The 26,203-nt window shown below is 68.4% G+C and carries 27 protein-coding genes and 2 tRNA genes; 11 read left to right on the forward strand and 18 right to left on the reverse strand.

The genetic code is table 11. The features are described from left to right. Positions 1-43: 43 nt before the first annotated feature. Positions 44-1,663: a DAK2 domain-containing protein gene (locus tag BJ980_RS05510; RefSeq protein WP_179501365.1), complete on the reverse strand. Its 1,620-nt coding sequence runs from the start codon at positions 1,661-1,663 to the stop codon at positions 44-46. A gap of 147 nt (positions 1,664-1,810) precedes the next feature. Between BJ980_RS05510 and rpmB the strand changes: the two genes are divergently transcribed. After that, positions 1,811-1,996: a 50S ribosomal protein L28 gene (rpmB, locus tag BJ980_RS05515; RefSeq protein ID WP_110205992.1), complete on the forward strand. Its 186-nt coding sequence runs from the start codon at positions 1,811-1,813 to the stop codon at positions 1,994-1,996. 78 nt (positions 1,997-2,074) lie between these two features. Here the strand turns inward: rpmB and BJ980_RS05520 are convergent, their stop codons facing one another. Continuing rightward, positions 2,075-3,040, reverse strand: coding sequence for a thiamine-phosphate kinase (locus BJ980_RS05520; RefSeq protein WP_179501366.1), 966 nt, complete (start codon positions 3,038-3,040; stop codon positions 2,075-2,077). 112 nt (positions 3,041-3,152) lie between these two features. Between BJ980_RS05520 and BJ980_RS05525 the strand changes: the two genes are divergently transcribed. Together BJ980_RS05525 and BJ980_RS05530 are read left to right on the forward strand one after the other, a co-directional pair. Then, entirely contained in the window at positions 3,153-3,389 is a 237-nt protein-coding gene (locus BJ980_RS05525) for an Lrp/AsnC family transcriptional regulator (RefSeq protein WP_179501367.1), read from the forward strand. 2 nt (positions 3,390-3,391) lie between these two features. Continuing rightward, complete coding sequence (locus BJ980_RS05530; protein WP_179501368.1) at positions 3,392-3,931, forward strand: DUF3515 family protein; 540 nt, start codon at positions 3,392-3,394, stop codon at positions 3,929-3,931. A gap of 1 nt (position 3,932) precedes the next feature. On the opposite strand, the gene BJ980_RS05535 is transcribed toward BJ980_RS05530, so the two are convergent. Beyond that, a complete protein-coding gene (locus BJ980_RS05535) occupies positions 3,933-5,051 on the reverse strand; it encodes a D-alanine--D-alanine ligase family protein (RefSeq protein WP_179501369.1) in 1,119 nt (372 codons plus the stop codon). 46 nt (positions 5,052-5,097) lie between these two features. Then, positions 5,098-5,649 (reverse strand): orotate phosphoribosyltransferase, encoded by a 552-nt coding sequence (gene pyrE / locus BJ980_RS05540; protein ID WP_343047704.1) that lies wholly within the window; start codon positions 5,647-5,649, stop codon positions 5,098-5,100. A 44-nt stretch (positions 5,650-5,693) separates the two neighbouring features. Here pyrE and BJ980_RS05545 point away from each other — a divergent pair, with 44 nt between their 5' ends. Then, entirely contained in the window at positions 5,694-6,764 is a 1,071-nt protein-coding gene (locus tag BJ980_RS05545) for a trans-sulfuration enzyme family protein (protein ID WP_179501371.1), read from the forward strand. Between the two features lie 3 nt (positions 6,765-6,767). On the opposite strand, the gene BJ980_RS05550 is transcribed toward BJ980_RS05545, so the two are convergent. After that, positions 6,768-7,769, reverse strand: a complete 1,002-nt coding sequence (locus BJ980_RS05550) for an NAD(P)H-dependent glycerol-3-phosphate dehydrogenase (RefSeq protein WP_179501372.1) — start codon at positions 7,767-7,769, stop codon at positions 6,768-6,770. Beyond that, entirely contained in the window at positions 7,766-8,485 is a 720-nt protein-coding gene (locus tag BJ980_RS05555) for a lysophospholipid acyltransferase family protein (RefSeq protein WP_343047705.1), read from the reverse strand. Before BJ980_RS05555 ends, BJ980_RS05550 begins: the two co-directional genes overlap by 4 nt. Before the next feature lie 178 nt (positions 8,486-8,663). On the opposite strand from BJ980_RS05555, the gene cofC reads away from it, so the two are divergent. Further along, positions 8,664-9,284 (forward strand): 2-phospho-L-lactate guanylyltransferase, encoded by a 621-nt coding sequence (gene cofC, locus BJ980_RS05560; protein WP_179501374.1) that lies wholly within the window; start codon positions 8,664-8,666, stop codon positions 9,282-9,284. A gap of 108 nt (positions 9,285-9,392) precedes the next feature. On the opposite strand, the gene BJ980_RS05565 is transcribed toward cofC, so the two are convergent. The 3 genes from BJ980_RS05565 to leuC form a co-directional block, all read right to left on the reverse strand. Then, complete coding sequence (locus BJ980_RS05565; protein WP_179501375.1) at positions 9,393-10,196, reverse strand: HU family DNA-binding protein; 804 nt, start codon at positions 10,194-10,196, stop codon at positions 9,393-9,395. 242 nt (positions 10,197-10,438) lie between these two features. Further along, positions 10,439-11,038, reverse strand: a complete 600-nt coding sequence (gene leuD / locus BJ980_RS05570) for a 3-isopropylmalate dehydratase small subunit (protein WP_179501376.1) — start codon at positions 11,036-11,038, stop codon at positions 10,439-10,441. Positions 11,039-11,060: 22 nt separating this feature from the next. Continuing rightward, positions 11,061-12,482 carry a 3-isopropylmalate dehydratase large subunit gene (gene leuC / locus BJ980_RS05575; protein ID WP_179501377.1) on the reverse strand — a complete coding sequence of 474 codons (1,422 nt, stop codon included), beginning with the start codon at positions 12,480-12,482 and terminating at the stop codon, positions 11,061-11,063. 130 nt (positions 12,483-12,612) lie between these two features. On the opposite strand from leuC, the gene BJ980_RS05580 reads away from it, so the two are divergent. Next, positions 12,613-13,335 carry an IclR family transcriptional regulator gene (locus tag BJ980_RS05580; protein ID WP_056676208.1) on the forward strand — a complete coding sequence of 241 codons (723 nt, stop codon included), beginning with the start codon at positions 12,613-12,615 and terminating at the stop codon, positions 13,333-13,335. 5 nt (positions 13,336-13,340) lie between these two features. On the opposite strand, the gene BJ980_RS05585 is transcribed toward BJ980_RS05580, so the two are convergent. The 4 genes from BJ980_RS05585 to BJ980_RS05600 form a co-directional block, all read right to left on the reverse strand. Further along, a complete protein-coding gene (locus tag BJ980_RS05585; RefSeq protein WP_179501378.1) occupies positions 13,341-13,823 on the reverse strand; it encodes a methylated-DNA--[protein]-cysteine S-methyltransferase in 483 nt (160 codons plus the stop codon). Between the two features lies 1 nt (position 13,824). Further along, positions 13,825-15,330, reverse strand: coding sequence for a DNA-3-methyladenine glycosylase 2 (locus tag BJ980_RS05590; protein WP_179501379.1), 1,506 nt, complete (start codon positions 15,328-15,330; stop codon positions 13,825-13,827). A gap of 105 nt (positions 15,331-15,435) precedes the next feature. Then, positions 15,436-16,104: a response regulator gene (locus tag BJ980_RS05595; protein ID WP_179501380.1), complete on the reverse strand. Its 669-nt coding sequence runs from the start codon at positions 16,102-16,104 to the stop codon at positions 15,436-15,438. Beyond that, a complete protein-coding gene (locus tag BJ980_RS05600; RefSeq protein ID WP_179501381.1) occupies positions 16,101-17,678 on the reverse strand; it encodes a sensor histidine kinase in 1,578 nt (525 codons plus the stop codon). Before BJ980_RS05600 ends, BJ980_RS05595 begins: the two co-directional genes overlap by 4 nt. A 123-nt stretch (positions 17,679-17,801) precedes the next feature. On the opposite strand from BJ980_RS05600, the gene BJ980_RS05605 reads away from it, so the two are divergent. From BJ980_RS05605 to BJ980_RS05620, 4 genes are read left to right on the forward strand one after another with little or no spacing between them, the layout of a single operon-like run. Next, positions 17,802-18,839 (forward strand): Bug family tripartite tricarboxylate transporter substrate binding protein, encoded by a 1,038-nt coding sequence (locus BJ980_RS05605; protein WP_246279929.1) that lies wholly within the window; start codon positions 17,802-17,804, stop codon positions 18,837-18,839. Then, a complete protein-coding gene (locus BJ980_RS05610) occupies positions 18,836-19,369 on the forward strand; it encodes a tripartite tricarboxylate transporter TctB family protein (protein WP_179501382.1) in 534 nt (177 codons plus the stop codon). Before BJ980_RS05605 ends, BJ980_RS05610 begins: the two co-directional genes overlap by 4 nt. After that, positions 19,369-20,904: a tripartite tricarboxylate transporter permease gene (locus BJ980_RS05615; protein WP_179501383.1), complete on the forward strand. Its 1,536-nt coding sequence runs from the start codon at positions 19,369-19,371 to the stop codon at positions 20,902-20,904. The genes BJ980_RS05610 and BJ980_RS05615 overlap by 1 nt, the downstream gene beginning before the upstream one ends. Beyond that, positions 20,901-21,296 (forward strand): universal stress protein, encoded by a 396-nt coding sequence (locus tag BJ980_RS05620; RefSeq protein ID WP_179501384.1) that lies wholly within the window; start codon positions 20,901-20,903, stop codon positions 21,294-21,296. Before BJ980_RS05615 ends, BJ980_RS05620 begins: the two co-directional genes overlap by 4 nt. Positions 21,297-21,362: 66 nt before the next feature. Here BJ980_RS05620 and BJ980_RS05625 read toward each other — a convergent pair. The 5 genes from BJ980_RS05625 to BJ980_RS05645 all read right to left on the reverse strand — a co-directional run bounded on the left by BJ980_RS05625 (position 21,363) and on the right by BJ980_RS05645 (position 24,885). Further along, positions 21,363-21,435 (reverse strand) — tRNA-Glu (locus tag BJ980_RS05625). 83 nt (positions 21,436-21,518) lie between these two features. Then, positions 21,519-21,590: transfer RNA gene (locus BJ980_RS05630), tRNA-Gln, on the reverse strand. 30 nt (positions 21,591-21,620) lie between these two features. Next, complete coding sequence (locus BJ980_RS05635; RefSeq protein WP_179501385.1) at positions 21,621-22,571, reverse strand: CPBP family intramembrane glutamic endopeptidase; 951 nt, start codon at positions 22,569-22,571, stop codon at positions 21,621-21,623. Between the two features lie 2 nt (positions 22,572-22,573). Further along, on the reverse strand, positions 22,574-24,079 hold the full coding sequence (gene gltX, locus BJ980_RS05640) for a glutamate--tRNA ligase (RefSeq protein ID WP_281363716.1): 1,506 nt from the start codon (positions 24,077-24,079) through the stop codon (positions 22,574-22,576). Beyond that, on the reverse strand, positions 24,076-24,885 hold the full coding sequence (locus BJ980_RS05645; protein ID WP_179501386.1) for a fumarylacetoacetate hydrolase family protein: 810 nt from the start codon (positions 24,883-24,885) through the stop codon (positions 24,076-24,078). The genes gltX and BJ980_RS05645 overlap by 4 nt, the downstream gene beginning before the upstream one ends. Positions 24,886-25,316: 431 nt before the next feature. Between BJ980_RS05645 and BJ980_RS05650 the strand changes: the two genes are divergently transcribed. After that, positions 25,317-26,201 (forward strand): 3-methyladenine DNA glycosylase, encoded by an 885-nt coding sequence (locus tag BJ980_RS05650; protein WP_179501387.1) that lies wholly within the window; start codon positions 25,317-25,319, stop codon positions 26,199-26,201. The last annotated feature ends 2 nt before the right edge of the window (positions 26,202-26,203 follow it).

Consider the following 26,203-nt stretch of genomic DNA (forward strand, 5'->3'; position numbering starts at 1 on the left):
GGTGGTCGGCCGGTGCAGTCATTGTGCAGTCATCGTGGGGGGATCATTCAACGGCGAGCAGCAACGGATAACGCTGCTGGCCACCGTCGTACACCACGGCCTCCACGATCGGGTGCTCGGTTTCGATGTAGCGCTCACAGTCTCGCGCAAGCTCGTCTCCGCCCTCCCCCGAGACCAGGGTGATCAGCTCTCCACCGCCGCCGACCATCCGGTCGATGATGCCGATGGCCACGGCGAGCAGCTCCGTGCCGACGATGACGAAGTCGCCCTCGATCACCCCGAGCACGTCACCCGGCTCACAGGGCCCGGCCATCGTCATCGCCTGCTTGGCCGCGACGGTGACCGCGCCGTGGCGGGCATGGCGTGCGGTCGCGGTCATGTGCAGGACGTCCTGGTCGAAGGTGCGCCCCGGCTCGTGGACCGCGACCGCGGCCAGGCCCTGGACCTGCGCCTGGCTGGGGATCACGGCGACCCGGACCTCACCGGACTCCTCGGCGGTGCGGGCAGCGACCTCCGCGACCCGGACCGAGTCGGGGTCGTTGGGGAGCACGATGACCTCGGCCGCGCCGGAGTCCTGGATGGCCTCGAGCAGCATGCCCGTGCTGGGCCGCTGTCCGGGACCACCGGGTACGACGAGCGCGCCGGCCTCGGCGAACAGGTCCTTGAGCCCGGGTCCAGCGGTGACCGCGACGATCTTGCGTCCCTTGCGTCGCGACGTCCTGGCACGCGCCTGGTCGATCTGCTCGGCGAAGTGGGTGACCCGCACCCGGTGCGGGCGCCCGGCGATGATCCCGGCCTCGATGGCGGCCCCGACGTCATCGACGTGCACGTGGACGTTCCACAACCCCTCCCCGCCGACCACGACGAGTGAGTCCCCGAGCACGGCCAGGGTCTGCCTGAGGGGACCGATGCGGTCGTCGGTCGCATCGAGGAGGTACATCACCTCATATGAGGGTCCGCCGGCCGTGAGGTCGTTGGTGGGCAGCGGCACCGGGATCGCCTGGCGCTTGGCGCTCGGCATCGGGCGACGGCCCGTCATCGCCGTCTCGGCGGCGTCGAGGATCACGCAGATCCCGCGGCCGCCGGCGTCGACGACACCTGCGTCCCTGAGCGCCTTGAGCTGCTCCGGTGTGCGATCGAGTGCCTCACGAGCAGCCCGGGCAGCGGCCGTCACCACGTGCACGGTGCGGACGTCGGGGTCCGCCACCGCCGCCACCGCGGCGTCGGAGGCCGCCCGGATGACGGTGAGCATGGTGCCCTCGACGGGAGTGCCGACGGCGGCATAGCTGGCATCGCTGGCCTCGTTGAGCGCCGTGGCCAGCTGCTCGGCATGACGGTCCTCGATGCGCACCTTCGCCAACCGTGCGCCCACCGCCCCGAGCATCTGGGAAAGGATCACGCCGGAGTTGCCCCGCGCCCCCAGCAGGGCGCCGCGGGCGAAGGCGGCCAGTGCCTCGCCGAGGTCCGCGTCGTCGTCTCCGGGCACTGCGGCCAGCGCCTCGCGAGCCGCATTCATGGTGAGGAACATGTTGGTGCCGGTGTCGCCGTCGGGCACCGGATAGACGTTGAGGGCGTCGATCTCCTCGCGGGCGGCACCCAGTGAGTCCGTGGCGAAGCCGACGAACTTGCGAATCGTGGCAAGATCGAACCCGTCGTTGCGCATCGCCACCTCCTCTGGATCGTTGGGGGCAACCGTAGTGGTTCGCACGATTTCCGTCTTGGCCGACCTGTCGGATACTCTTGTTCGGTTGCCCGCGGCCGTTCCGGCCCGGGCCCTTGTTCACAACATCGATCTTTCCAGGAGTTCACGGTGGCTGCCGTCTGTGACATCTGCGCCAAGAAGCCGGGCTTCGGTAACAACCGGCCCTGGTCGCGCAAGATTACGAAGCGTCGCTTCAACCCGAACATTCAGCGCGTGCGCGCCACCATCAATGGTGCCCCGAAGCGCGTCAACGTCTGCACCGGTTGCCTCAAGGCCGGCAAGGTCTCCCGCTGAGCTGATCAGCAACACGAAGCCCCCGACCCGCAAGGGTTCGGGGGCTTTCTGTCGTCCCGTTGAGGCGGGCCGCCCCTCTCAGAAGTGGGTCCACCCGGTGGATCCTTCGTATTCCGCTCCGTCCACGGTGACCGCGTGCTCTCCGGCCTCCCCCACCGTTCCGATCCGGATGAAGCCCTCGGGCAGTGCGTCGTCGGGCGAGAAGCAGGCCAGCAGCGGGTGGTCGTCGCCACCACCGAGGATGAAGCCGATCGGGTCGGCACCGAGCGCAGCACTGACGGCGTGCAGCGGCTCGGGGATCTCGAAGGCCTCGGTGCTGATGTCGATCGAGACGCCCGAGGCGACCGCGACGTGGCCGGCGTCGGCGACAAGTCCGTCGGAGATGTCGATCATCGCGCTCGCTCCGGCCTCCGCGGCGAGACGGCCGGCGGCGTACGGCGGCTCGGGGCGTCGGTAGGCCTCGACCAGCACGCGAGGCGAGCGGAACCCGCGAGCCAGGACGGCCAAGCCCCCGGCCGCCCAACCCTGACGACCGCAGAGCGCGACGATCTCGCCGACCTCGGCGCCGGAGCGGACCACCGGCGCGACCGTGCAGCCGCCGAGGACGGTGACCGCGATGACGAGGACCTCGGAGCGGGTGACGTCCCCGCCGACGACGCTGGCTCCCACCTTGGCGCACTCGGCGGCAAAGCCGCGGGCGAAGTCCAGGGCCCACTCGACCGGGAGGTCGGCCGGGGCGGCGAGGCCGAGCGTCAGCGAAGTGGCGGTGCCGCCCATCGCGTTGATGTCCGAGATGTTCTGGGCCGCGGCCCGGGCGCCCACGTCGGCGGCCCCGACCCAGTCGCGGCGGAAGTGCCGGCCCTCGACCATCAGGTCGGAGGAGACGACCACGTGTCCGTTCTTCACCCGGAGAACCGCGGCATCGTCGCCGGGGCCGATCAGCACGTGCTCGCCCTGCTCGAAGATCTCGGTGAGGGCAGCGATCAGGCCGAACTCGCCAGCATCGGCCAGGGTCGCGTCCGGCGGGAAGTCAACGGCAGGCATGGCACCATCCCATCAGTCCACGGACCACGCCGACCTATCGACACGCGGACCCCAAGCGGTAGGTTGGGCCAGCACGTGCTCGGGCACATCTCTCAACATCAAGGAGTTCCTCATGGTGGTCCAGGCCTACATCCTGATCCAGACCGATGTCGGCAAGGCAGCGGAGGTCGCGACGGCCATTGCCCAGATCAGCGGCGTCACGCTCGCCGAGGACGTCACCGGACCCTACGACGTCATCGTCCGTGCCGAGGCGAAGAACGTCGACGAGCTCGGCAAGCTCGTGGTCTCGAAGGTGCAGAACCTCGACGGGATCACGCGCACGCTGACCTGCCCCGTCGTACACATCTGAACGTGCCCAGCGCCGTCCACGCACGCCCCGTGTCCGCCAGGATGCGGGGCGTTGTCGTGCTCGGGATCCTGGGACTGCTCGGCGCGTGCTCGTCGACGGTCGAGCTCGACCTGCCCGAGGTGAACCGGGAGACGCGGGCTGCCTGCACGTCGTTGCTCGAGGACCTGCCCACCGAGATGTTGGGCCAGGAACGGGTGGAGGTCTCCCCCTCAGACGCGCTCGGCCGGGCCTGGGGTGACCCTGCGATCGTGGTGTCCTGCGGTGTCGACGTACCGAAGGACTTCGACGAGTTCTCGTTGTGCGACGAGGTGAACGGGATCGGGTGGTTCATCCCCGACTCGGCGATCGCCGACCTCGGCGACGGACAGCCCGGGAGCCAGCAGAACATCGACGGGACCGCGGTGCTCACGGTGATCACTCATGCACCACGGGTCCGGGTGAAGATTCCCGCCGAGCACCGGCCGCCGGCCGACGTGATGGCGATCGTCAGCGACTTGGTCGTCAAGCACCGGTTCGAGCGGGTACGCCGCCCCTGCGTCTGAGTCAGCGCAGGCCGACGTCGCGGGCCAACGCGATCCGGATCAACCGCTCGACCAGATCGGGATAGTCGACCCCGCTGGCGGCCCACATCCGCGGGAACATCGACAGACTCGTGAAGCCGGGCATCGTCTCGACCTCGTTGATCACGATGCGCCCGTCGGGGAAGACGAAGAAGTCGACGCGGGCGAGGCCCTCCACGTCGAGGGCGTCGAACGCCTGCACCGCCAGGGCCTTCACCCTCCCGGCGAGCTCCGGATCGAGGTCAGCGGGAACGTCGAGCCCGGTGTTCTCCTCGGGGAGATACTTCGCCTCGAAGTCATAGAACTGGTGCAGCGGGTCGACTCGGATCTCGGCCAGCTCACTGGCCAGGTGGTCCTCGCTCCCCTCGCCCTGGAGCACGCCGCACTCGATCTCGCGCGCGCCCATGGCCGCGGCCTCGACGATCACCTTGGGGTCGAACCGGCGGGCCTCCTCGATGGCGGCGTCGAGCTCGTCGAGGGAGGTGACCCGGCTGATCCCGAAGCTGGATCCGGCCCGGGCCGGCTTCACGAAGAGCGGCAGCCCCAGCTCGACGATCTGCTCACGGAGCGCCTTCTCCTCCCGTGCCCACTCACGCGGAGTCACCACGACATAGGGCAGGACCGGAAGACCGGCGGCCTCGAAGAGACGCTTCATGAAGACCTTGTCCGTGCCCACCGCCGAGGAGAGCACACCGGCGCCGACGTAGCGCACACCGGCCATCTCCAGGAGCCCCTGCAGGGTGCCGTCCTGGCCGAACGGCCCGTGCATGACCGGGAAGACGACGTCGACCACACCGAGCATCTCCGGCACCGCACCGCTGTCGCTGACCATCAGCGCGCTGGTCTCCCCGGGCGAGATGCTCACCTCACGGTCACCGACGACGCTCGGCAGCCGGCCACCCTCGCCCAGCTCGAGCGGGTTCGTCGTCGGGTCCTCCAGCACCCAGCTCCCGGTGGTGCTGATGCCGATCGGGACCACGTCGTACTTCTCGCGGTCGATCGCGTTCAGCACGCTCCCGGCAGAGATGCACGAGATCGAGTGTTCGCTGGAGACGCCACCGAACACGACGGCGACACGGGGCTTGCGGCTCTGGGAAGTCATCAGGCGACCAAGACTAGATCAACTGCTCGCCGGCTCGACGTCCTGTTCAGCCTCGCGCGGCGTCCAGCTGAGCCTTGGTGAGCACCGGGCGCACCTCGAGGGCGACGTCGTCGAGGGGGTTCACGCCCTCAGGGCTGCGGTCGATGGCGCACACCACGACCTCGACGATCGCGCCGCGCTCGCGCAGGGCGTTGGTGGCGTCACGCACGGCACCGCCGGTGGTGATGACGTCCTCGATCAGGGTGACCCGGCGACCCTCGACATCGGGGCCCTCGGCCAGCTTGCAGGTGCCGTACTCCTTGGCCTTCTTGCGCACGAAGAGCGCGGGCAGGTGAGCGCGCATGCTGAGCGCGGTCACGATCGGGATGCCACCGAGCTCGAGGCCGCCGAGCAGCTCGGTGTCCTCGGGCAGGAGGGCGAGCATCTGGTCGGCGACGCGGCCGAGCAGGACGGGGTCCGACTCGAAGAGGTACTTGTCGAAGTACTCGCTCGCGACCTGGCCGGAGCGCAGGGTGAACTCGCCGCTCAGGCGGCAGCAGGCATCGATGTCCGCGGCGAGGGTGGAGTCAGTGCCCTTGGGGTTCGTCTCGTCAGTCACGGGCCCCATCATGTCGCACCGGGTGCCGTCCTAGTCTGGGTGGCATGTCTGACAAGCGCTTCAGCCGGCCCGCCACCGTTGCCGTGACCGCAGGTCGTCCCGACCTCGTCCCGGACGCGCCGTTCAACACCCCGATCACGATGGCCTCGACGTACGTCGGTGGAGGGGACGTGGAGTACGGCCGCTACGGCAACCCGTCATGGACTGCGTTCGAGGACGCCCTGGGCGAGCTCGAGGGTGGGCGTTGCCTCTCGTTCGCCTCCGGCCTCGCCGCGGTCGCCACGATTCTGGACCTGGTCGGGCAGGGCCAGAAGGTGGTGGCGCCGCGACACTCCTACAACGGCACCATCGGGCAGCTCTCGGACCTCGAGGCTCGTGGCCGGATCACCACTCAGCTGGTCGACATCACCAACACCGACGAGTGCATCGCCGCCTGTGAGGGCGCATCGCTGGTCTGGCTCGAGTCACCGACGAACCCGGCACTGGAGGTCGCGGACATCCCTGCCATCCGCGAGGCCGCTCACGCCGCCGGCGCCTATGTGGTGGTGGACAACACCTTCGCCACTCCCCTGCGCCAGAAGCCGCTGGAGATGGACGTCGACATCGTGGTCCACTCCGCCACCAAGTACATCTCCGGGCACTCCGACGTCCTGATGGGCGCCCTGATCACCTCCGACGACGAGCTCTTCGCAGTGCTCAAGAAGCGTCGCGACCTGCTCGGGTCGGTTCCCGGGACGCTCGAGGCGTTCCTGGCCCTGCGCGGCCTGCGCACCCTGCACGTGCGGCTGGACCGTGCCGAGGAGAACGCCAAGGAGCTGGTACGCCGTCTCGAGGGGCACCCGGCCGTGGCCGAGGTGCGCTACCCCGCGTTCGGAGCGATCATCTCGATCGTGCTCGCGCAGGGGGCGATGGCGGCCGACCTGCTGACGCACAAGACGAAGCTCTGGGTGCACGCCACCAGCCTCGGCGGGGTGGAGTCCACCTTCGAGCGCCGTCGTCGCTGGAAGGTGGAGCCGGCCACGATCCCGGACGCACTCGTACGGATGTCGGTCGGCATCGAGGACGTGGAGGACCTGTGGTCGGACCTGGAGACAGCGCTGGACGACCTGACCTGAGACTCAGTCCGTCTCGGCCTTGGTGTCGCGGGCGATGAACGCCTCCATCATCTCCTGGGGCGTGCAGCGCCCCGAGACCACCGCATCCACGTTCTCCGCGATCGGGGCATCGACACCGTTGCGCGAGGCGAGGTCGAGGATCGAGGAGCAGGACTTGGCGCCCTCGGCGACCTGGCTCGTGCTGGCATAGATCTCGTCGGTGCTCATCCCCCGGCCGAGCTTCTCCCCGAAGGTGCGGTTGCGCGAGAGCGGTGAGGAGCAGGTCGCCACCAGGTCGCCGAGACCGGCCAGGCCCATCAGGGTCAGCGGGTTGGCGCCCTGCGCCATCGCCAACCGCGCCGTCTCGGCCAGACCGCGGGTGATCACCGATGCCGTGGTGTTGTCGCCGAATCCGAGACCGACTGCCATCCCGACGGCCAGTCCGACGACGTTCTTGTAGGCGCCGCCGATCTCGCACCCGACCACGTCGACCGAGGTGTAGGGACGGAACGCCTTGGTGTGGCACAGCGCCTGGAGCTTGCGGGCAACGTCCTCGTCGGCGCACGCCACGACCGAGGCGGCCGGCTCGCGGCGGGCGATCTCCTTGGCGAGGTTGGGGCCGGAGAGCACCGCGACCCGCTCCGGGCCGGCGCCGGTGACCTCGGAGATGACCTCGCTCATCCTCTTGGTGGTGCCGAGCTCGACGCCCTTCATGAGGGAGACCAGGACCGCACTGCTCGGGATGCTCGGCGCCCAGTCCTCGAGGTTGGCGCGCAGGCTCTGCGAGGGCACCCCGAGCACGACCACGTCGGCGCCGGCGAGGGCTTCCTCGGCCTCGCTGGTGGCACGCAGGCTGGGCGGCAGCTCGATGCCCGGGAGATAGGCGGAGTTCTCCCTGCGCTCGTTGATGGTCGCCGCGACCTCTTCACGACGCGCCCACATCGCGATGTCGGCACCTGCGTCGGCCAGCACGAGCGAGAACGCAGTTCCCCAGGAACCTGCACCGAGCACCGCAATCTTCGTCATCTGCGCCGACCCTTCTTCGTGTCCTTGTGGGGATTGCCGATCAGCTTCACACCGGACTTGCGGGGGTCGAAGCGCACCGGCGGCGCCTTCTCCCCACGGATGTCCTCGAGCAGGCCGGTGATGTCATCCACGATCCGCGCGGTGGCCCGGCTGAACGTCTCGACGCTCCGGTCAGCATCAGCCAGGTCGTCGAGCCGGACGGGAGGGCCGGCCTTGAAGACCACGTGCTTGCGCGGCAGGAGCCGGGGCTTGCGTCCGTAGGGAGCGAGGATCTCCTGCACGCCCCAGTGGGCCACCGGGATGACGGGGCAGCCGGTTTCCAGCGCGATGCGCGCAGCACCGGACTTGCCCACCATCGGCCACAGGTCGGGGTCGCGGGTGATCGTCCCCTCGACGTAGACGATGACGCACTTGCCGTCCCTGACGCCCTGTACGGCGGCGTCGAAGGCGCCCACTGCGTTGGCGGAGAGGCGTTCGACGGGGATCTGCCCTGCGGACTTGAGGAAGCCGCCGAGGAACTTGTTCCTGAACAGGCCGGCCTTGGCCAGGTAGCGCGGGATCCGTCCGTGGTCATAGGTGAAGAGAGCCGCCAGGAGCGGGTCGACGTGGGAGACGTGGTTGAGGGCCACGACGCAGCCACCCTCGGCCGGGATGTGCTCCCCGTCGATCCAGGTCCGCCTCGTCGCGGCGTTCAGGGTGGGCTTCAGGATTGCCACGGCAGTCGCAATCGCCCAGTCCCGGCGCTCCCTGACCCTGCGAACTCTCACGACCTGATCATTCCTCCACTGCGGGCCACGGTGACCGCTGACAAACACTGAAGGTGAGGCTACTCGCTTCCCCGCACAGGCGACCCTCGGGCACGCGGGGCTGGTCGGGGTGGAAGGATCAGGGACCATGTCAGGGCCTTCCTCGTTCACCATGCTCGTGCCGGTCAAGCCACCGGCGTTCGGGAAGTCGCGTCTCTCCACGCTTCCCGACGAGACCAGGATCGCCCTGGCGACCGCGTTCGCGCAGGACACCATCGGTGCTGCGCTGCGCGCCTCACGCGTCGCCCAGGTGCTCGTGGTGACCGATGACTTCCGTTTCGCCACGATCGCCTCCGGGCTCGGTTGTGCCGTCATCCCCGACGGCGTGCAGGGCGACCTGAACGGTTCCCTGGTCCAGGCCGCGCACGAGGCCGCCCGACGCTGGCCGGCATCCCCGATCGCCGCGTTGTGCGCCGACCTGCCGGCCCTCGATCCTGGTGACCTGGATGCCGCGCTGGAGCAGGTGCCCACCGATCGTGCGGCGTTCGTGATGGATGCCGTCGGGACCGGGACGACGATGTATGCCGCGCCCGGCGTCGACCACTTCACCCCGCAGTTCGGTGTCGGATCGTGTGCGGCACACACTGCGGTCGGAGCCCTCCCGCTCGCCGGAGAGCTGGCCTCGCTGCGCCAGGACGTCGATGAGGCCGGTGACCTCGGGAAGGCGCTGTTGCTCGGCGTCGGCGAGCACACCGCCGGGAGCATCTGAACCGCAAGGGCACCACTGCGCAATTGAGCCGGCGCCACGTCCCTGGCGGGGACGTGGCGCCGGCTCGATGTTGCCTCGTTCGATGTTGCCTCGTTCGATTTGTCTGCGTCAGGCCTTCTTGGCAGGTGCCTTCTTCGCGGGGGCTGCAGCCTTGGTGGCGGTCTTCTTCGCCGGGGCAGCAGCCTTGGTGGTGCCCGCCTTCTTGGCCGGGGCCTTCTTCGCCGGGGCCTTCTTGGCAGCGGTGGCGGCCGGTGCCTTCTTGGCGGCTGCCTGCTTGGCAGGTGCCTGCTTGGCTGCGGACTTGGTGGCGGTCTTCTTCGCCGGGGCAGCAGCCTTCGTGGCCGCGGTCTTGGTGGCCGGGGCCTTCTTTGCCGGTGCCTTCTTGGCGGGCGCCTTCTTCGCCGGGGCCTTCTTCGCAGCAGCCTTCTTTGCAGCAGCCTTCTTGGCAGGCGCCGCAGCCTTGGTGGCGGAAGCCTTCTTGGCCGGTGCCTTCTTGGCCGGTGCCTTCTTCGCGGGGGCTGCAGCCTTGGTGGCGGAAGCCTTCTTGGCAGGTGCCTTCTTCGTCGGCGTTGCCGCCTTGGTCGCTGCCTTGGCCGTTGCCGTTGCCTTGGTGACGGTGAGCTTGGGGAGCTTCTTCGCGCCAGAGATCACGGCCTTGAGGTCAGCGCCCGCGGTGAACTTCGGGATCGCCTTCTTCTTCGCCTTGATCTGCTCACCCGTGCGGGGGTTGCGGACCAGGCGCGCGTCGCGAATCTTCTTCTCGAAGGAGCCGAAGCCAGTGATGGCGACCTTCTCCCCCTTGGCAACCTCACGGGTGATCGTGTCCAGCACGGACTCGAGCGCGTGGGCCGCGGCCTTGCGGTTTCCCTCGAAGCGCGCTGCCAGCGCGTCAATGAGCTGTGTCTTGTTCACTAGCTTCCCTTCCAATGAACCCGGTTAGGGCCGAGCCCATGCTCGACTTCTTCAAGGCACGCTAGGCATTTACGACGATTGCCACAATCACCACGGCGCGTTTTCGGCGAAGTAGTTTTCACCCGCGTCCGGCGAAACGGATTCCCAGAACCACCGAAACACGGGGGTTGTCGGAAATGCAGAACGCCGAATCCCCTTGTGCGCAAGGGGATTCGGCGTTCGCCGAGTCGAGTCTCGTCGAATCAGAGTGTTGCCGGCATGAAGGACGGTCGCGTCGCCTCGAAAGCAGAAATGTCGGCTTCGTTCGACAACGTGATGCCGATGTCGTCGAGTCCGTTGAGCAAGCGGTAGCGCGTGTAGTCGTCGATGTCGAAGGAATCCTCGATGGCGTCAGGGCCCTCCCCTGCTCGCACGGTCCGGGTCTCCAGGTCCAGCGTGACCGTGGCGCCGGGGTGCTCGTCGAGGTGGTCCCAGATCTTCTGGACGACCTTCTCGTCGACCTGGGCCGCGAGCAGACCGGCCTTGCCGGAGTTGCCCCGGAAGATGTCGGCGAAGCGCGAGGAGATGACAGCCTTGAAGCCATAGTTCTGCAGGGCCCAGACCGCGTGCTCGCGCGAGGACCCGGTGCCGAAGTCGGGACCGGCGACCAGGACGGACGCAGAGGAATATTCCGGCTTGTTGAGGACGAACTCGGGGTCGTTGCGCCAAGCGGCGAAGAGACCGTCCTCGAAGCCCGTGCGAGTCACCCGCTTGAGATAGACCGCGGGGATGATCTGGTCGGTGTCCACGTTGCTCCGCTTCAGCGGGGCGGCGACACCGGTGTGGGTGGTGAACTTGTCCATTGTCTCGTTGTCCTTCTGCGGATCAGGCGCCGGCGACGGCGAGGTCGGACAGGTCGGCCGGTGAGGAGAGGGTGCCGCGAACGGCGGTCGCTGCGGCCACCGGGATGGAGACCAGGTGGGTGCGACCACCCTTGCCCTGGCGACCTTCGAAGTTGCGGTTGGAGGTCGAGGCGCTCCGCTCACCGGGAGTGAGCTGGTCGGGGTTCATGCCCAGGCACATCGAGCATCCGGCACCACGCCACTCTGCTCCGGACGCGATGAAGATCTCGTGCAGGCCCTCGGACTCGGCCTGCATCCGCACCCGGACCGAGCCGGGCACGACGAGCAGTCGGGTGCCGTCGGCGACCTTGTGCCCCTTGATGATGTCTGCGGCAAGGCGCAGGTCCTCGATCCGACCGTTGGTGCACGAGCCGACGAAGACGGTGTCGACCTTGACCTCGCGCATCGGGGTGCCGGCCTCGAGACCCATGTACTTCAGGGCGTTCTCGGCAGCGACGCGGTCCTGCTCCTCCTCGAAGTCGCTCGGGGTGGGAACGTTGCCGCCCAGCGGCACGCCCTGGCCCGGGTTGGTCCCCCAGGTCACGAACGGCGTCATCACCGATGCGTCGAGGACGATCTCCTTGTCGAAGGTGGCGTCGGAGTCGGTGACCAGGGACTTCCAGTGCTCGACTGCGGCGTCCCAGTCAGCGCCCTTCGGCGCTTCGGGCTTGCCCTCGATGTAGTCGAAGGTGGTCTGGTCGGGCGCGATCATCCCGGCCTTGGCGCCCCACTCGATGGACATGTTGCAGACGGTCATCCGTCCCTCCATCGAGAGCTCCTCGATGGCCTGGCCGCGGTATTCCACGATGTAGCCCTGTCCACCACCGGTGCCGGTGTGGGTGATCAGGGTGAGCACCAGGTCCTTGGCGGTGACGCCCTCGGGCAGGCTGCCGTTGACGGTGACGGCCATCGTCTTCGGCTTCGCCTGCATCAGGGTCTGGGTGGCCAGCACGTGCTCCACCTCGGAGGTGCCGATGCCGAAGGCGATAGCGCCGAAGGCGCCGTGGGTGCTGGTGTGCGAGTCGCCGCAGACGATCGTCATCCCGGGCTGGGTGAGACCGAGCTGCGGGCCGACCACGTGGACGATGCCCTGCTCGACGTCACCGAGCGGGTGCAGGCGTACGCCGAACTCCTCGGCGTTCCTGCGCAGCGTGTCGACCTGGGTCTTGGAGACCGGGTCGGCGATCGGCTTGTCCCAGTCGAGCGTGGGGACGTTGTGGTCCTCGGTCGCCAGGGTCAGGTCGGGACGGCGAACCCCGCGCCCGGCCAGGCGCAGGCCGTCGAACGCCTGGGGCGAGGTGACCTCGTGGATGAGGTGGAGGTCGATGAAGAGCAGGTCCGGCTCTCCGTCCGCACTACGAACGACGTGTTCGTCCCACACCTTCTCGGCAAGTGTCTTGCCCATTGCATCCTCCACGAAAGATTTCGACTTTGATCTGCAGATCGACCGGCCCGCACCCGATGTCGGTGCCGATTGGGTCACGTCACACAGGTTAGCTCTTGCATCCCATGATCTGAGACGGCAGTATTGCCATATGGACAACTCTAGCGGAGTCGGCGTTCTCGACAAAGCCGCCCTGGTGCTCGCCGCACTGGAGGCTGGCCCGGCCACATTGGCCGGACTCGTGGCAGGAACCGGGTTGGCCCGACCCACCGCCCACCGCCTGGCCGTGGCCCTCGAGCACCACCGGCTCGTTGCCCGCGACATGCAGGGTCGCTTCGTGCTCGGCCCGCGCCTGGCGGAGCTCTCCGCCGCTGCCGGCGAGGACCGACTCCTGGCCGCGGCCGGTCCGGTCCTGGCCCGACTGCGCGACATCACCGGCGAGTCCGCGCAGCTGTGGCGCCGCCAGGGTGAGCACCGCGTCTGCGTCGCTGCCGCCGAGCGCCCCAGTGGCCTGCGTGACACCATCCCGGTCGGCTCCCAGCTGACCATGCGTGCCGGTTCCGCCGCGCAGGTCCTGCTGGCCTGGGAGGACCCCGAGCGCATGCACCGTGGCCTGCAGAACGCGGCGTACTCCGCGACCGCTCTCTCCGGCATCCGTCGCCGAGGCTGGGCCCAGTCCGTCGGCGAGCGCGAGCAGGGCGTGGCCTCGGTCTCCGCGCCGGTCCGCTCCCCCAGCGGCAAGATCATCGCCGCGGTCTCGGTCTCCGGCCCGCTCGAGCGCCTCTCCCGCCAGCCCGGCCGGATGCACGCGCCTGCAGTCATCGCCGCAGCCGAGAGGCTCTCGGAGTCCCTGCGCCGAGCCGCCGCGGAGTGAGCGCCTCAGAACAATGACGGCTGCTCGAGGTTGAGCAGCACCTGCTTGCGGTCCATCCCGCCGGCGTAGCCGGTGAGCGAGCCGTTCGCACCGATCACCCGATGGCACGGGATGACGATCGGGATCGGGTTGCGCCCGTTGGCCAGGCCGACTGCGCGCGAGGCCGCATTGGTGTGCCCCAGGCGCCGGGCGATCTCACCGTAGGACGCGGTCTCACCGTGCTTGACCTCGAGGAGCTCGTGCCAGACCCGCTTCTGGAAGTCGGTCCCGTGCGGATCGAGGGGCAGGTCGAACTCGGTCAGCTCCTGGGCGAAGTAGGCCTCCAGCTGGCGCGCCGCCTCGACCAGGACGGGGTGGTCCGGGGAGCTGTCGCCGATCGGGCGATCCGCACGAGGCTCACCAAACGGTGAGAACTCGATGGCAGAGATCGCATCGTCGCGCTCGACGATGCGCAGGTCTCCGATCGGGCTCTGGATGACGGTCCACATCTCAGCCATTCTCCTCTTGTCGTGGTTGGTCGTGCTCGGCTCCGGTCGACAGGGACTGCCACAGGTGCATCAGGGCATAGGACCGCCAGGGCCGCCAGGCCTCGGCCAGCTCGGCGATCGCCGCCGGTCCGTCGGCCCGCCCCGCCAGGGCGTTGCGCACGCCCACGTCGGTCGGAAGGAAGATGTCCGGGTCGCCGAGGGCCCGCATCGCGATGTAGTCGGCTGTCCACGCGCCGATGCCGGGCAGGCCCAGCAGTGCCCGGCGTACGTCGTCGCGCGGCGCGGCCCGGTCCAACGACGGCTCGCCCGCCTCGAGGGCAGCGCCCAGCGCCACCAGCGCCCGTGCGCGCGCCTTCGGCATCCGGAAGGCGCCGCTCGCGGCCTCGTCACCGAGACCGGCGAGGGTCGCCGCGGTGGGGAAGATGTGGGTGAGGCCCTCGAGTGGCGAATCCACCGGCTCACCGAACCGGGCGGTGAGCATCCCGGCCAGGTTCCGCGCCCGGACCACGCTGATCTGCTGGCCGAGGACGGCACGCACGGCAAGCTCGTCACCGTCCACGTGACCCGGCACCCGTAGGCCCGGCACCGCGCGGGTGACCGGACCGATCAGCGCATCCTCGGCGAAGAAGTCCGCGACCGCCACCGGGTCACAGTCCGCGTCGAGCAGACGTCGTACCCGCTCGAGAGCTGCTCCGGTGTCCCGCAGGTCGGTGAGCCAGAACGTCGCAGGGACCATGGCTGTGCCACCACGCTCGTCGTGGTCGTGCAAGTCCAGGCGGACCGTGCCGGTGCCGTGCGGGAGCCGCAGCGTGCGCGCATAGGTGGCGCCCTCGACGACCTCGACCCCGGGCACGGCGCGCTTGGCCAGGAACGAGAGCAGCGTCGATCCCGCGAACGGTGCGCGACAGGCCAGGCGCAGCTCCAGCTGGCCGGTCTGCGCCGAACCTGTACGCCGACCGCGCAGCTGACTCGGCGAGCTGGCGTAGACCTCGCGGATCGTGTCGTTGAACTGGCGGATGCTGGAGAAGCCGGCCGCGAACGCGATGTCAGCGAACGTCATCGACGTCGTCTCGATCAGCACTCGAGCGGTCTGTGCCCGACGTGCCCTGGCCAGGGCCAGCGGTCCGGCGCCGAGCTCGTCGGTGAGGAGTCGGCCCAGGTGCCTGGTGGAGAACCCGAGGGCAGCGGCCAGGCCGTCGACACCCTCGCGCTCGACCACACCGTCGTTGATCAACCGCATCGCTCTCCCGGCCACGTCGGCGGCGACATCCCAGTCCGGACTGCCGGGAGTGGCGTCGGGCAGGCAACGCTTGCAGGCCCGGAATCCGGCGCTCTGTGCCGCAGCGGCAGTCGGGTGGAAGGACACGTTCTTGAGTGCCGGGGTGCGGGCCGGGCACGAGGGTCGGCAATAGATCCCGGTGGTGCGCACCGCGGTGTAGAAGACCCCGTCGAATCGACGGTCCTTGCTCTTGACCGCTTGGTAGCAGGCTTCCCGGTCCGTGTGCATGGTTCCATCGTGCACCACGGCACCGCACTCATCTAGCGGGAATCGGACATCACCCGGAAACCCTCTTCGGACGCCCTCTGCCGACACTCTCTGGCCACCTCGAGGTCAGGTCGAGTGATAGCGCCGCTCGGGTCGGCCGGTGCCATATCTCAACCGCACCGAGGCCTGGCCCGTGCTGACGAAGTGCTCGAGGTAGCGACGCACCGAGACCCGCGAGATCCCCACCGCCTCAGCGCACTCGCTCGCGGACAGGTCCCCCGCGGCACGCAGGGAACCCAGCACCGCATCGGCGGTCTCCGGGCTCAAGCCCTTGGGCAACGCAGATCGCCCCTGCGCGGCCAACGGCGCGAAGACGGCGTCGATGTCACCCTGGTCCGCAGCGCCTCCGGTACGCAGAGCGGTGTGCGCGGTCGCGAAGGCGTCCAACCGCACGCGCAGGTCGTCGTACTCGAAGGGCTTGACGAGGTAGTGCGCTGCTCCGTTCGCGGACGCGGCACGCACGGTGTCGGCCTCACGTGCCGCGGTCACCATGACCACGCCGATGTCGTTGCCCTCCGCGCGCAACGTGCGGAGCAGCTCGATGCCGGTCATGTCGGGCAGGTGCACGTCGAGCAGCACCAGATCCGGTCGCAGTCGCTCGATCTCCTGCTTCGCCGCCCCGGCCGTCGCCGCCACCCCGACCACCCTGAAGCCGGGCGTCCGCTCGACGAAGCGGGTGTGGATGGAGGCGACCATGAAGTCGTCGTCGACGACGAGGACGCTCAGGTCCGTCATGCTTGTTCCTCCGGCGGTTCCAACGGCAGGCGAGCGGTGAACACGGCGCCCGAGTCATTGTGCACCGACACCGCTCCCCCACGACGTTCGCAGATCACCTGGACCAGCGCGAGCCCCACCCCTCGGCCGCTGGCGTCACTGGACTTCGTGGACCAGCCACGTCGGAAGATCTCCTCCGCGGCGTCCTCGGCGACCCCCGGGCCGGTGTCCGCAACCTGCACGCTGACCACCGAGTCCTCGAGGCGCAGGCGTACGTCGATCCGCGGCCCGCCGGCCGCAACGGTGGCATCGACCGCGTTGTCGACGAGGTTCCCCAGCACCGTGCCGACGTCCGCGGACAGGTCGGGGGCCAGCCGCGGGAGCGAGGCGTCCTCGGCGAGGACCACGTCCACTCCGCGTTCGGCCCCCAGGCTCACCTTCGCGATCAGCAGCGCAGCCACGGCCGGGTCGTCGATCCGCTTGGTGACCGACTCGTTGATCTCCGCGCGCCGCCGGGTGAGCCGGCCGATGAAGGAGGAGACCTCGCCATACTCCTCGAGCTGGACCAGCCCGGAGATCGTGTGCAGCTGGTTGTTGAACTCATGGGTCTGTGCGCGCAGCGTCTCGGTGACGGACTCACGGGCGCTCAGCTCGCTCTGCATCGCCAGCAGCTCGGTGCGGTCACGCAGCGTCGTCACCGTGCCCACCGCCCGACCCTCGTGGTGGATCCGGTTCCGGTTCAGCACGATCAGGCGTCCGTCGACCATCAGCACACGGTCGTGCACGTCGTCCTCGCCGACGAGCACCTCGAGGACCCCGACGTCGAGTGGCAGGTCGACCAGCCGGCGGCCCTCGAAGTCGTCCTCGCGCAGCGCGAGCAGCTCGCGGGCGCTGTCGCTGAGCACGGTGACCCGTCCCTCGGCGGAGACCGCGAGCACCCCCTCGCGGATCGAGTGGAGCATCGCGTCGCGCTGGTCGGCCAGGGCCGCGATGGCCGCAGGCTCGAGACCCCTGGTGCGTCGCCGGATCAACCGGGACAGCAGCCAGGATCCGACGACACCAAGGAGTAGCCCGATGCCCAGGAAGGTGACCAGGTCCGGCAGCCAGCGACGTGCCCGGTCGCCCAGGGTCGGATATGCCTCGGCCACGGTGACGACCCCGACCAACTCGGAGTCCTCGCTGATGATCGGCACCTGGGCGCCGATCGCCTCCCGGTCCCCGAAGGCCAGGTCACCGGTCCAGGTCCGCAATCGCCTGTCGCCGCGTTCGCCCAGGGGCACCTTCTGGCCGATCACCGAGTCGTCGACGGCCACCACCACCGTCCCGTCCGGCTCGGAGATGTAGACCTCGGTGGTGCTGGTGCGGGCCTGGGTGGTGGCCACGTAGGACTCCAACGAGTCATAGATGCTGCCGCTGGTCATCGCGGTCCGGACCAGGTCGATGTTGGCCAGCTCCTGGGCAGCTGCCCGGAGCGGCGCACCGCGCTGCTCACGGAACTCCGCGTCACTCTGCCGGACCGAGAAGAGTGCGGCACAGGCGAGCACGACCAGCAGCACGATCACCTGGAGCACGAGGAACTGGCCCGCCAGAGTCATGCGGGAGGCATCCCGGCGCCGTGACCACAAGTTCCACAACCTCCATTGATTCCACATGCGTGACCGGAGCCACATCCTTCTCCACGATCGGTTTGATCCACAACCAATCAACCAGGAGCAGACATGCGCCACACCGTGCCACGGAGCACCATGCGCCTGCCGGCCGGCCTCCGTCGACGGCGAGCCCCGCGGCTCGCCGCTGCTGTCGCCGTTGCTCTCGTCGCCACGCTTGCCACCGGATGCGGTGTCACGCGCGACGACGAGGGCAAGGACATGACGATGCTGATCCCGAACAGTCCGGGAGGTGGCTACGACCAGACCGGTCGCGCCGCCGTCTCCTCGATGGAGGCCGGCGACATCACCGGCGGCACCTTCGAGGTGTCCAACATCATCGGTGCCGGCGGGTCGGTCGCACTGACCAAGCTGATGAACGCCGAGGGCGACACCCACACGATGATGACGGTCGGCCTCGGCGTCGTCGGCTCGGCCTATTCGATGGGCCAGCCCTACAAGCTGCAGGACGCGACTCCCCTGGCCCAGCTGATCGAGGACCAGGAAGGCGTCCTGGTGCCGGCGGACTCGCCGTACAAGACCATCGACGACTTCCTGGCCGACTGGAAGCAGGACCCCGGTTCGATCGCCGTCGGCGGCGGCTCCTCGCCCGGCGGTCCCGACCACCTCTTCCCGATGCAGCTTGCAGGTGCAGCCGGCATCGACCCGAACGACGTTCGCTACGTCGCCTATGACGGCGGTGGCCCGCTCACCTCGGCCCTGCTCGGCAAGAAGATCAAGGTCGGCTTCTCCGGCCTCGGCGAGTTCGAGGGCCAGATCCGGGCCGGTGAGCTGCGGGTCCTCGCAGTCTCCGGCGAGGAGCGGCTCGAGGGCGAGGTGTTCGGCAAGTTCCCGACGCTCAAGGAGTCCGGGGTCGACCTGGTCTTCACCAACTGGCGCGGGGTGCTCGCCCCTCCCGGGATCTCCGAGAAGCGCAAGCAGGAGCTGATCGCCTACCTCGAGGAGATGCACGAGAGCCCCGAGTGGCGCAAGGCGCTCAAGGACAACAAGTGGATCGACGAGTTCAAGACCGGTGACGAGTTCACTGCCTTCCTCGAGGAGCAGGACGCCCGTGTCGCCGACACCCTGAAGGAGCTGGGACTGCTGTGAGCACCACCCACGAGAACACTGCGCCGGCCCCGGCACACGACCGCGCAGCACCCGCGCAGGATCGCGCGCAATACGGCGTCGCCGCGCTGTTGGCTGCCGTCGGGGCCTACACGATCTATGACGCCACCACACTGACGGTCGGCTTCGGTGATCCGGTCGGTCCACGGGTCTTCCCCTACGTCATCGGCTCGACGATGGTCGTCCTGGGGCTGCTGCTGGTCGTGGCAACCGTTCGCGGCGACAAGCCCGAGGGCGAGCAGGGCGAGGACGTCGACCTGACCCAGCCGGCGGACTGGCTGACCGTGGCCAAGCTGGTCGGCGTCCTGCTCTTCACCATCGTCACGATCGACTGGCTCGGCTGGGCGATCTCGGGCGGCCTGCTCTTCGCAGGCGCGGCCTGGTCGCTCGGCAGCCGGACCACGATCCGCGACCTCATCGTCGGTCTGGTGATGTCCGTGGCCAGCTGGTACGGCTTCTACGTCGGCCTGGGCATCCCGCTCACGCCCGGCATCGGGGAAGGGATCCTGTGATGGACAGCCTCGATCTGTTGGCCAACGGCCTCGCTGCCGCGCTCACGCCGGAGAACCTGCTCTATGCCGTGATCGGCGTCCTGCTCGGCACCTTCGTCGGTGTCCTGCCCGGCATCGGCCCGGCGATGGCCGTTGCCCTCCTGCTCCCGGTCACCTTCGGCCTGGAGCCGACCCAGGCCTTCATCATGTTCGCCGGGATCTACTACGGCGGGATGTATGGCGGCTCCACCACCTCGATCCTGTTGAACACACCGGGTGAGTCGTCATCGGTGATGACCGCGATCGAGGGCAACAAGATGGCCAAGAAGGGACGAGCCGCACAGGCCCTGGCCACCGCTGCGATCGGTTCCTTCATCGCGGGCACCATCGGCACCATGCTGGTGGTCTTCTTCGCCCCGGCGCTGGCGAAGATCGCGGTCGAGATCGGCGCCCCGTCCTTCTTCGCGATCATCGTGCTGGCCATGGTGCTGGTGACCAGCCTGCTGGGTGCATCGCGGCTGCGCGGCTTCATCTCGCTCTTCCTCGGACTCACCTTCGGGTTGGTCGGGCTCGACCTGAACACCGGCCAGCCGCGACTCAGCTTCGACCAGCCGCTGCTCGCCGACCGTCTCGACATCGTCATCGTCGCCGTCGGCATCTTCGCCCTCGGCGAAGCCCTGTGGGTCGCTGCGCACCTGCGTCGCAAGCCGCTGGAGATCATTCCGGTCGGCCAGCCGTGGATGGGCAAGGACGACTGGGGTCGGTCCTGGAAGCCGTGGCTGCGCGGCACCGCCATCGGCTTCCCGTTCGGTGCCGTACCCGCCGGCGGAGCGGAGACGCCGACCTTCCTCTCCTACGTCCTGGAGCGGAAGCTGTCGAAGAAGAAGGACGAGTTCGGCAACGGCGCCATCGAGGGCGTCGCCGGCCCGGAGGCGGCCAACAATGCCTCGGCAGCAGGGACGTTCGTGCCCCTGCTGGCAATGGGCATCCCGGTGACGGCCACGTCGGCAGTCATGCTGGCCGCGCTCACGTCGTACGGCATCCAGCCCGGGCCGCAGCTGATGACCGACCAGGCCGACCTGGTCTGGACGCTGCTGGCCAGCCTGCTGATCGGCAACGCCCTGCTGCTGATCATCAACCTGCCGATGGCACCGTTGTGGGCCAAGCTGCTCAGCATCCCGCGGCCCTACCTCTACTCCGGGATCCTGTTCTTCGCGACCCTGGGTGCCTATGCGGCCAACCAGCAGCCGTTCGACGTGTTCCTGCTACTGGTCTTCGGACTGGTCGGCTTCATGATGCGTCGCTTCGCCCTGCCTGTGCTGCCGCTGATCATCGGCGTCATCCTCGGCCCGTTGATGGAGACCCGGTTCCGCGAGGCGCTGGCCATCTCCGGGGGCGATGTGTCCGGACTGTTCAACGAGAGTCTCGCTCTCGTCGTCTATGCGATCGCGGTGCTCGTGATCGTCACACCCCTGGTGCTGCGCATGGTGCGCCCCGCAACGACCGGACCCTCGGGCCCGGCAGACTCAGAGGACAAGGAGCTGGTGGAGCGATGAGCACGATCGTGGTGGCGTGGACGCCCGATGCGTTCGGTCAGGTGGCCCTCGAGCGTGGCCTGGACGAGGCACGGCTGCGCGAGGCACGGCTGCTCGTGGTCAACGGGACGCGTGGCGACACGCTGGTCGACGACCACTACGCCTCGGGTGCGCAGCTCGAGCGGCTGCGCTCGCTGCTGGCCGACAGCGGTGTCGAGCACGAGGTGCGCCAGTCGATGGGCGACTCGGTCGAGGACCAGATCCTCACCGCCGCCGAGGAAGCCGGTGCGGAGCTGATCGTGCTGGGTCTGAGGCGGCGTACGCCGGTGGGCAAGCTGCTTATGGGCAGCACGGCCCAGCGGGTGCTGCTGGGCGCCGAGTGCGCGGTGCTGGCGGTCAAGCCTGCTCGCTGAGTGCCCCAGCAGAGGGACGAAATGCAGAGGGGCCCGGCTCTGTGAGCCGGGCCCTTCTGGGGTGTGTACCCCCGACCGGATTTGAACCGGCGTTACCGCCGTGAGAGGGCGACGTCCTAGGCCGCTAGACGACGGGGGCAGCTGCTTCTCTCGAAGCCGAGCGAAACCTTAGCCGAAGCTCTTGTTTCGCTCCAAATCGCAACCCTGGGGCTGCGATTTTCGCTGGGATACTAGGACTCGAACCTAGAATAACTGGACCAGAACCAGTCGTGTTGCCAATTACACCATATCCCAATTCGGCCCTCTGGGAGCCGATGGGAAACATTACACGGCACCCCGCGGGCCTGCCAAAACGGCCCGGTCCACAGTGCGTTTCACGCCCAGGTGCTTGGCGCAGAACAGCACCAGAGCGAGGTAGACCAGCGACTGGGTGAGCGTCACCGGAAGGCTCCACCAGGTGCCACCGGTCGGCGTCAGCGCCTCCCCCAGATCGCCGAAGGCCAGGGCCAGACCGAAGGCCAGCCAGTTGTTCAGCACGTGCATGGCGATGCCTGCCTCAAGGCCTCCCGTCAGCACCACCAGGACACCCGAGACGATGCCGAAGGCGAGCCGGTCCACGAAGATCGGCGGGTCCTGCGCGCCGTGTGCGAGCGCGAAGAGCACGGCCGGAACCAGGATCGCCACGACGGTCGGGAAGTGGCCGCCGAAGACCTGGGTCAGATAGCCCCGGAAGGCATATTCCTCCCCCGCTGCCTGCAGCGGCGTCAGGAAGAGCACCACCAGCGCGAACTGCATAGTGGTCGTCGTGAAGTCGTTGACCTGGGTGGAGATCTCCCCGGCACCGTCACCCTGCGAGGCGGCCGGTACGAGGGCACTGACGACCAGTGTCGCGAAGAGCGCGATGAAGGAGAGACCGAGGCAGACCGCGAAGAAGCTCCACCGCATCCGCGGCATGATCGAGGTCCGCCACCCGGGCCTGAGCCCGTGCAGCAGCCAGGAGATCAGGAAGACGGTCGGGATCAGTCCGGCCAGCACCAGGTTGAGGTGGGCAAGCCCCAGCGGTGTCGGGTTGGTCAGGTCGAGCAGGCGCTGGTAGTCCGCCAGGACGTCGTCGGTGCCGCTGGCCAGGATCCCGATCAGGATGGCGACCTCGAGGAAGAGGGGCAGGATCACCAGGCCGATCAGCAGAAGCAGGACAACGCCCAGCAGCGAGCGCCACCAGGAGTTCTTGGCGCCACGGTGCAGCTGGTGGAACCCGAGCCCCTGCCCCGCCATGCTCAACCCAGTGCGCTCTGAAGGCGCCCGAGGCTACGCTCGCGACCGAGCAGCTCCAAGGACTCGAAGAGCGGCGGCGAGATCCGACGACCGGTGACGGCCACCCGCACCGGCCCGAAGGCGTTGCGGGGCTTCAGTCCGAGCTCCTCGACGAGCTTCTTGCGCAGGGCCTCGTCGATGGCAGCGGTGCTCCACTGCGGCAGCGCCGACAACGCGTCGTACGACGCCTGCACGACGGCCTTGCCGTCCTCGTTTAGGAGCTTGGCGACGTCGGCCTCGTCGCGGGTGAAGTCGGCCTCGTCGATGAAGAGGAAGCCGAGCATCTCGGGGACCTCGGCGAGCTTGTTGATCCGCTCGGCGACCAAGGGCATCGCCAGCTCCAGGAGCTTCGCGTCGGCGTCGTTGACCGGGTCGCTGAGGACGCCGGTCTTCTTCAGGAACGGGATCGAGCGCTTGGTGATGTCCTCGACGGTGAGCAGACGCATGTGCGAGCCGTTGATCGCCTCGCACTTCTTCAGGTCGAAGCGCGCCGGGTTGGGGTTGACGTCGCCGATCTCGAAGGCCTCGACCATCTCGGGCAGCGTGAAGATGTCGCGGTCGGCAGCGATCGCCCAGCCGAGCAGGGCGACGTAGTTGAGCAGCCCCTCGGGCAGGAAGCCCTGGTCGCGGTAGAGCTCCATGTGCGCCTCGGGGTCGCGCTTGGAGAGCTTCTTGTTGCCCTCCCCCATCACGTAGGGCAGGTGGCCGAAGCGCGGCGTACGCTCCGCGACACCGATCTCCTTGAGCGCCTCGAACAGGGCGACCTGGCGGGGGGTGCTGGAGAGCAGGTCCTCACCACGCAGCACGTGGGTGATGTTCATCAACGCGTCGTCGATCGGCGCCACCAGCGTGTAGAGCGGGTCGCCATTGGCGCGGGCCAGCGCGAAGTCGGGGACGAACTGGCTGTCGAAGGTGATCTCGCCGCGGACCAGGTCGTCGAAGGTGATCGCACCCTCGGGCATCCGGAAGCGGACGACCGACTTGCGGCCCTCGGCCTCGAAAGCGGCCCGCTGCTCGGCGGTGAGCTCGCGGCAGTGGCCGTCGTAGCCCATCACCTTGGAGCCGGAGGCCTTGCGGCGTGCGTCGACCTCCTCGTTGGTGCAGAAGCAGTCGTACGTCGAGCCGTGCTCGCGCAGCTTGGCCAGGACATCGGCATAGATGTCGGAGCGCTCGGACTGGCGGTAGGGACCGAAGTCGCCACCCTTGAGCGGACCCTCGTCCCAGTCGAGGCCGAGCCACTGCATCAGGTCGATCAGCGAGTCGTAGGACTCCACGGTGTTGCGGGCCTTGTCGGTGTCCTCGATGCGGAAGACGAAGGTGCCACCGAAGTGGCGGGCGAAGGCCCAGTTGTATAGCGCCGTGCGGGCAAGGCCGACGTGCGGGCTGCCGGTCGGCGACGGCGCCATCCGGACCCGGACCTCCTCCGGCTTGAGGTCGCCGAGGACTGCCTGGTTGGTCTTGCTGCTCAACGTGCTGCCACCTTGTTCGTGAGGGATCCGATGCCGGCGATCGAGATCTCGACCTCGTCACCGATGTTCATGGGGCCGACACCCTCCGGGGTGCCGGTCAGGATGACGTCGCCGGGAAGAAGCGTCATCACCGAGCTGATGTGCTCGACGAGCGTGGGGATGTCGAAGATCATGTCAGCCGTGGAGCCGTCCTGGACCAGGTCACCGTTGAGGTGGGTCTGGATCTTCACCCCGTCGATGAACGTCTGCGGGTCCAGGTCGGTCTCGATCCAGGGACCGAGGGGACAGAACGAGTCGAACCCCTTGCCGCGGGTGAACTGGACGTCCTTCTTCTGCAGGTCCCGCGCGGTGACGTCGTTGGCGACCGTGTAACCGTGGATGACGTCGGTCGCCTTCTCCTTGGGCACGTCGCGGCAGATCCGGCCGATCACCACGGCCAACTCACCCTCGTAGTGGACGTTCTCGCTCTGGCGCGGATAGAAGATCGGGTCGCCGGGGCCGGTCACCGAGGTGTTCGGCTTGAGGAACATCAACGGCTCCTCGGGCAGGTCGCTGCCCATCTCCGCGGCGTGCGCGGCATAGTTCCGGCCGATCGCCACCACCTTGCTGCGAGGCAGGACGGGGGCGAGCAGCCGTACGTCGGCCAGCTTGTACTCCTCTTGGAGCAGCTTGACGCCGACATAGAGCGGGTCGCCCGCGAGCGCGACGATCGTGGCGTCCTCCTCGATCTGGCCGAACTCGTCGAGCTCGCCCGTCAGGACGCCGTAGAGGGGATCTTCGCCGGTGGTGAATCTGCAGATACGCACGGGACCGAGCCTATCCGGCATCCGGCGAGACGTTGTCGCCCGCCGTGCCGGTGCCCGAGGATGCTCTCGTGGTCAATCGCTGATGGGCTTCGTGGGACGAGATCCGGCCTGGCGTCGGCCCTAGCCGCGAAGCAGTCGTCGGCGCAGTGTCCCGAGTCCTGGCTTGGCCTCAGCGCGGCGACGACGGCGGGCAGCCTCGAGTTGCACGCTGAGCCGCCGTGCGGCCTCTTCTGGGGTGATGCGTCGCTCCGTGGCCATGCCGTGCGTCCGCCCTCTCCCCGGTCTCCTGGGTCTTCGTGTGTCTTTTCGTGTCCGTGTCTTCGCGTCCTACTCCACAAGACTCCCGCACACCCCGATCGGTGACATCAACCCGCAGGATGATCCGTCTACGACTTTGGTCGGGGGCCACACCCGCTCCTAGAGTTCTTCGCGTGAAGGTGCTGGACGAATCGGAGTGGCGCGCGCGGGCCGCGGCCCACGCCGAGCGACTCGAGCCCTACGTCGCGCCGCACCTGGCCCGGCGCGAGACCCGCATCAAGCACCCGGTCCACGACTTCCTCTTCACCTACTACTCCCAACGGCCGGCGCAACTGATGCGCTGGCACCCGGGGTTCGGGGTAGCGCTGGGCGGCGAGGCAACGGCGTACGCGCAGATGAAGGGCTATCAGGCCCCGCCGGTGGCCGTGAGTCGGGAGTACGTCGTCTCGCAGCGCCCGCTGATCTCCTCACTGAACACGTTGCTCGCCGCGACCGCGTCCCGGCCACCGACGCTGGGCTGCTTCGGCCTGCACGAGTGGGCGATGGTCTATCGCCTGACCGAGGACGAGACCCGGCACCGGGACTGGACCCTGAGACTGGGCGCGACCGGCACCGACGAGGTGGTCGAGTCGCACCGGATCACCTGTTCACACTTCGATGCGTTCCGGTTCTTCACTCCCCCGGCGCGTGGGCTCAACCTGCTGCAACCTGCCAACGACGACCGGCCGTCATACGAGCAACCGGGTTGTCTGCATGGAGGCATGGATCTCTACAAGCACGCGTTCCGACTGAGCCCGATGATCAGCTCGGACGTGGTTGCCGACGCGTTCGAGCTGGCGTGGGACATCCGCATCCTCGACATGCGTGCAGCGCCCTACGACATGACCGGCACGGTCCTGGATCCCAGCGGCGAGGAGTGGAGCCCGGTCAGGATCGAGACGCCGGAGGGCAAGCGCGAGTACGCCGATGCGCAGCGCATCTTCGCCGAGCGCGGGGCTCCCATTCGTCGACGGTTGATCGATGAGTGCGAGCGGCTGCTCGACGTCGCCGGCGACTAGTC

Origin of the sequence: Nocardioides daedukensis, assembly GCF_013408415.1 — a bacterium.
GTDB classification, from domain to species: domain Bacteria; phylum Actinomycetota; class Actinomycetes; order Propionibacteriales; family Nocardioidaceae; genus Nocardioides; species Nocardioides daedukensis.

What these genes read in the sequence shown, in the direction of transcription:
- BJ980_RS05510 (WP_179501365.1), bottom strand. Translation starts at nt 1,663, where the DNA reads ATGCGCAACGACGGGTTCGATCTTGCCACGATTCGCAAGTTCGTCGGC.
- BJ980_RS05520 (WP_179501366.1), bottom strand. Translation starts at nt 3,040, where the DNA reads ATGCCTGCCGTTGACTTCCCGCCGGACGCGACCCTGGCCGATGCTGGC.
- BJ980_RS05525 (WP_179501367.1), top strand. Translation starts at nt 3,153, where the DNA reads ATGGTGGTCCAGGCCTACATCCTGATCCAGACCGATGTCGGCAAGGCA.
- BJ980_RS05535 (WP_179501369.1), bottom strand. Translation starts at nt 5,051, where the DNA reads ATGACTTCCCAGAGCCGCAAGCCCCGTGTCGCCGTCGTGTTCGGTGGC.
- BJ980_RS05545 (WP_179501371.1), top strand. Translation starts at nt 5,694, where the DNA reads ATGTCTGACAAGCGCTTCAGCCGGCCCGCCACCGTTGCCGTGACCGCA.
- BJ980_RS05550 (WP_179501372.1), bottom strand. Translation starts at nt 7,769, where the DNA reads ATGACGAAGATTGCGGTGCTCGGTGCAGGTTCCTGGGGAACTGCGTTC.
- cofC (WP_179501374.1), top strand. Translation starts at nt 8,664, where the DNA reads ATGTCAGGGCCTTCCTCGTTCACCATGCTCGTGCCGGTCAAGCCACCG.
- leuD (WP_179501376.1), bottom strand. Translation starts at nt 11,038, where the DNA reads ATGGACAAGTTCACCACCCACACCGGTGTCGCCGCCCCGCTGAAGCGG.
- leuC (WP_179501377.1), bottom strand. Translation starts at nt 12,482, where the DNA reads ATGGGCAAGACACTTGCCGAGAAGGTGTGGGACGAACACGTCGTTCGT.
- BJ980_RS05580 (WP_056676208.1), top strand. Translation starts at nt 12,613, where the DNA reads ATGGACAACTCTAGCGGAGTCGGCGTTCTCGACAAAGCCGCCCTGGTG.
- BJ980_RS05585 (WP_179501378.1), bottom strand. Translation starts at nt 13,823, where the DNA reads ATGTGGACCGTCATCCAGAGCCCGATCGGAGACCTGCGCATCGTCGAG.
- BJ980_RS05590 (WP_179501379.1), bottom strand. Translation starts at nt 15,330, where the DNA reads ATGCACACGGACCGGGAAGCCTGCTACCAAGCGGTCAAGAGCAAGGAC.
- BJ980_RS05595 (WP_179501380.1), bottom strand. Translation starts at nt 16,104, where the DNA reads ATGACGGACCTGAGCGTCCTCGTCGTCGACGACGACTTCATGGTCGCC.
- BJ980_RS05600 (WP_179501381.1), bottom strand. Translation starts at nt 17,678, where the DNA reads ATGACTCTGGCGGGCCAGTTCCTCGTGCTCCAGGTGATCGTGCTGCTG.
- BJ980_RS05605 (WP_246279929.1), top strand. Translation starts at nt 17,802, where the DNA reads ATGCGCCACACCGTGCCACGGAGCACCATGCGCCTGCCGGCCGGCCTC.
- BJ980_RS05615 (WP_179501383.1), top strand. Translation starts at nt 19,369, where the DNA reads ATGGACAGCCTCGATCTGTTGGCCAACGGCCTCGCTGCCGCGCTCACG.
- BJ980_RS05620 (WP_179501384.1), top strand. Translation starts at nt 20,901, where the DNA reads ATGAGCACGATCGTGGTGGCGTGGACGCCCGATGCGTTCGGTCAGGTG.
- BJ980_RS05635 (WP_179501385.1), bottom strand. Translation starts at nt 22,571, where the DNA reads ATGGCGGGGCAGGGGCTCGGGTTCCACCAGCTGCACCGTGGCGCCAAG.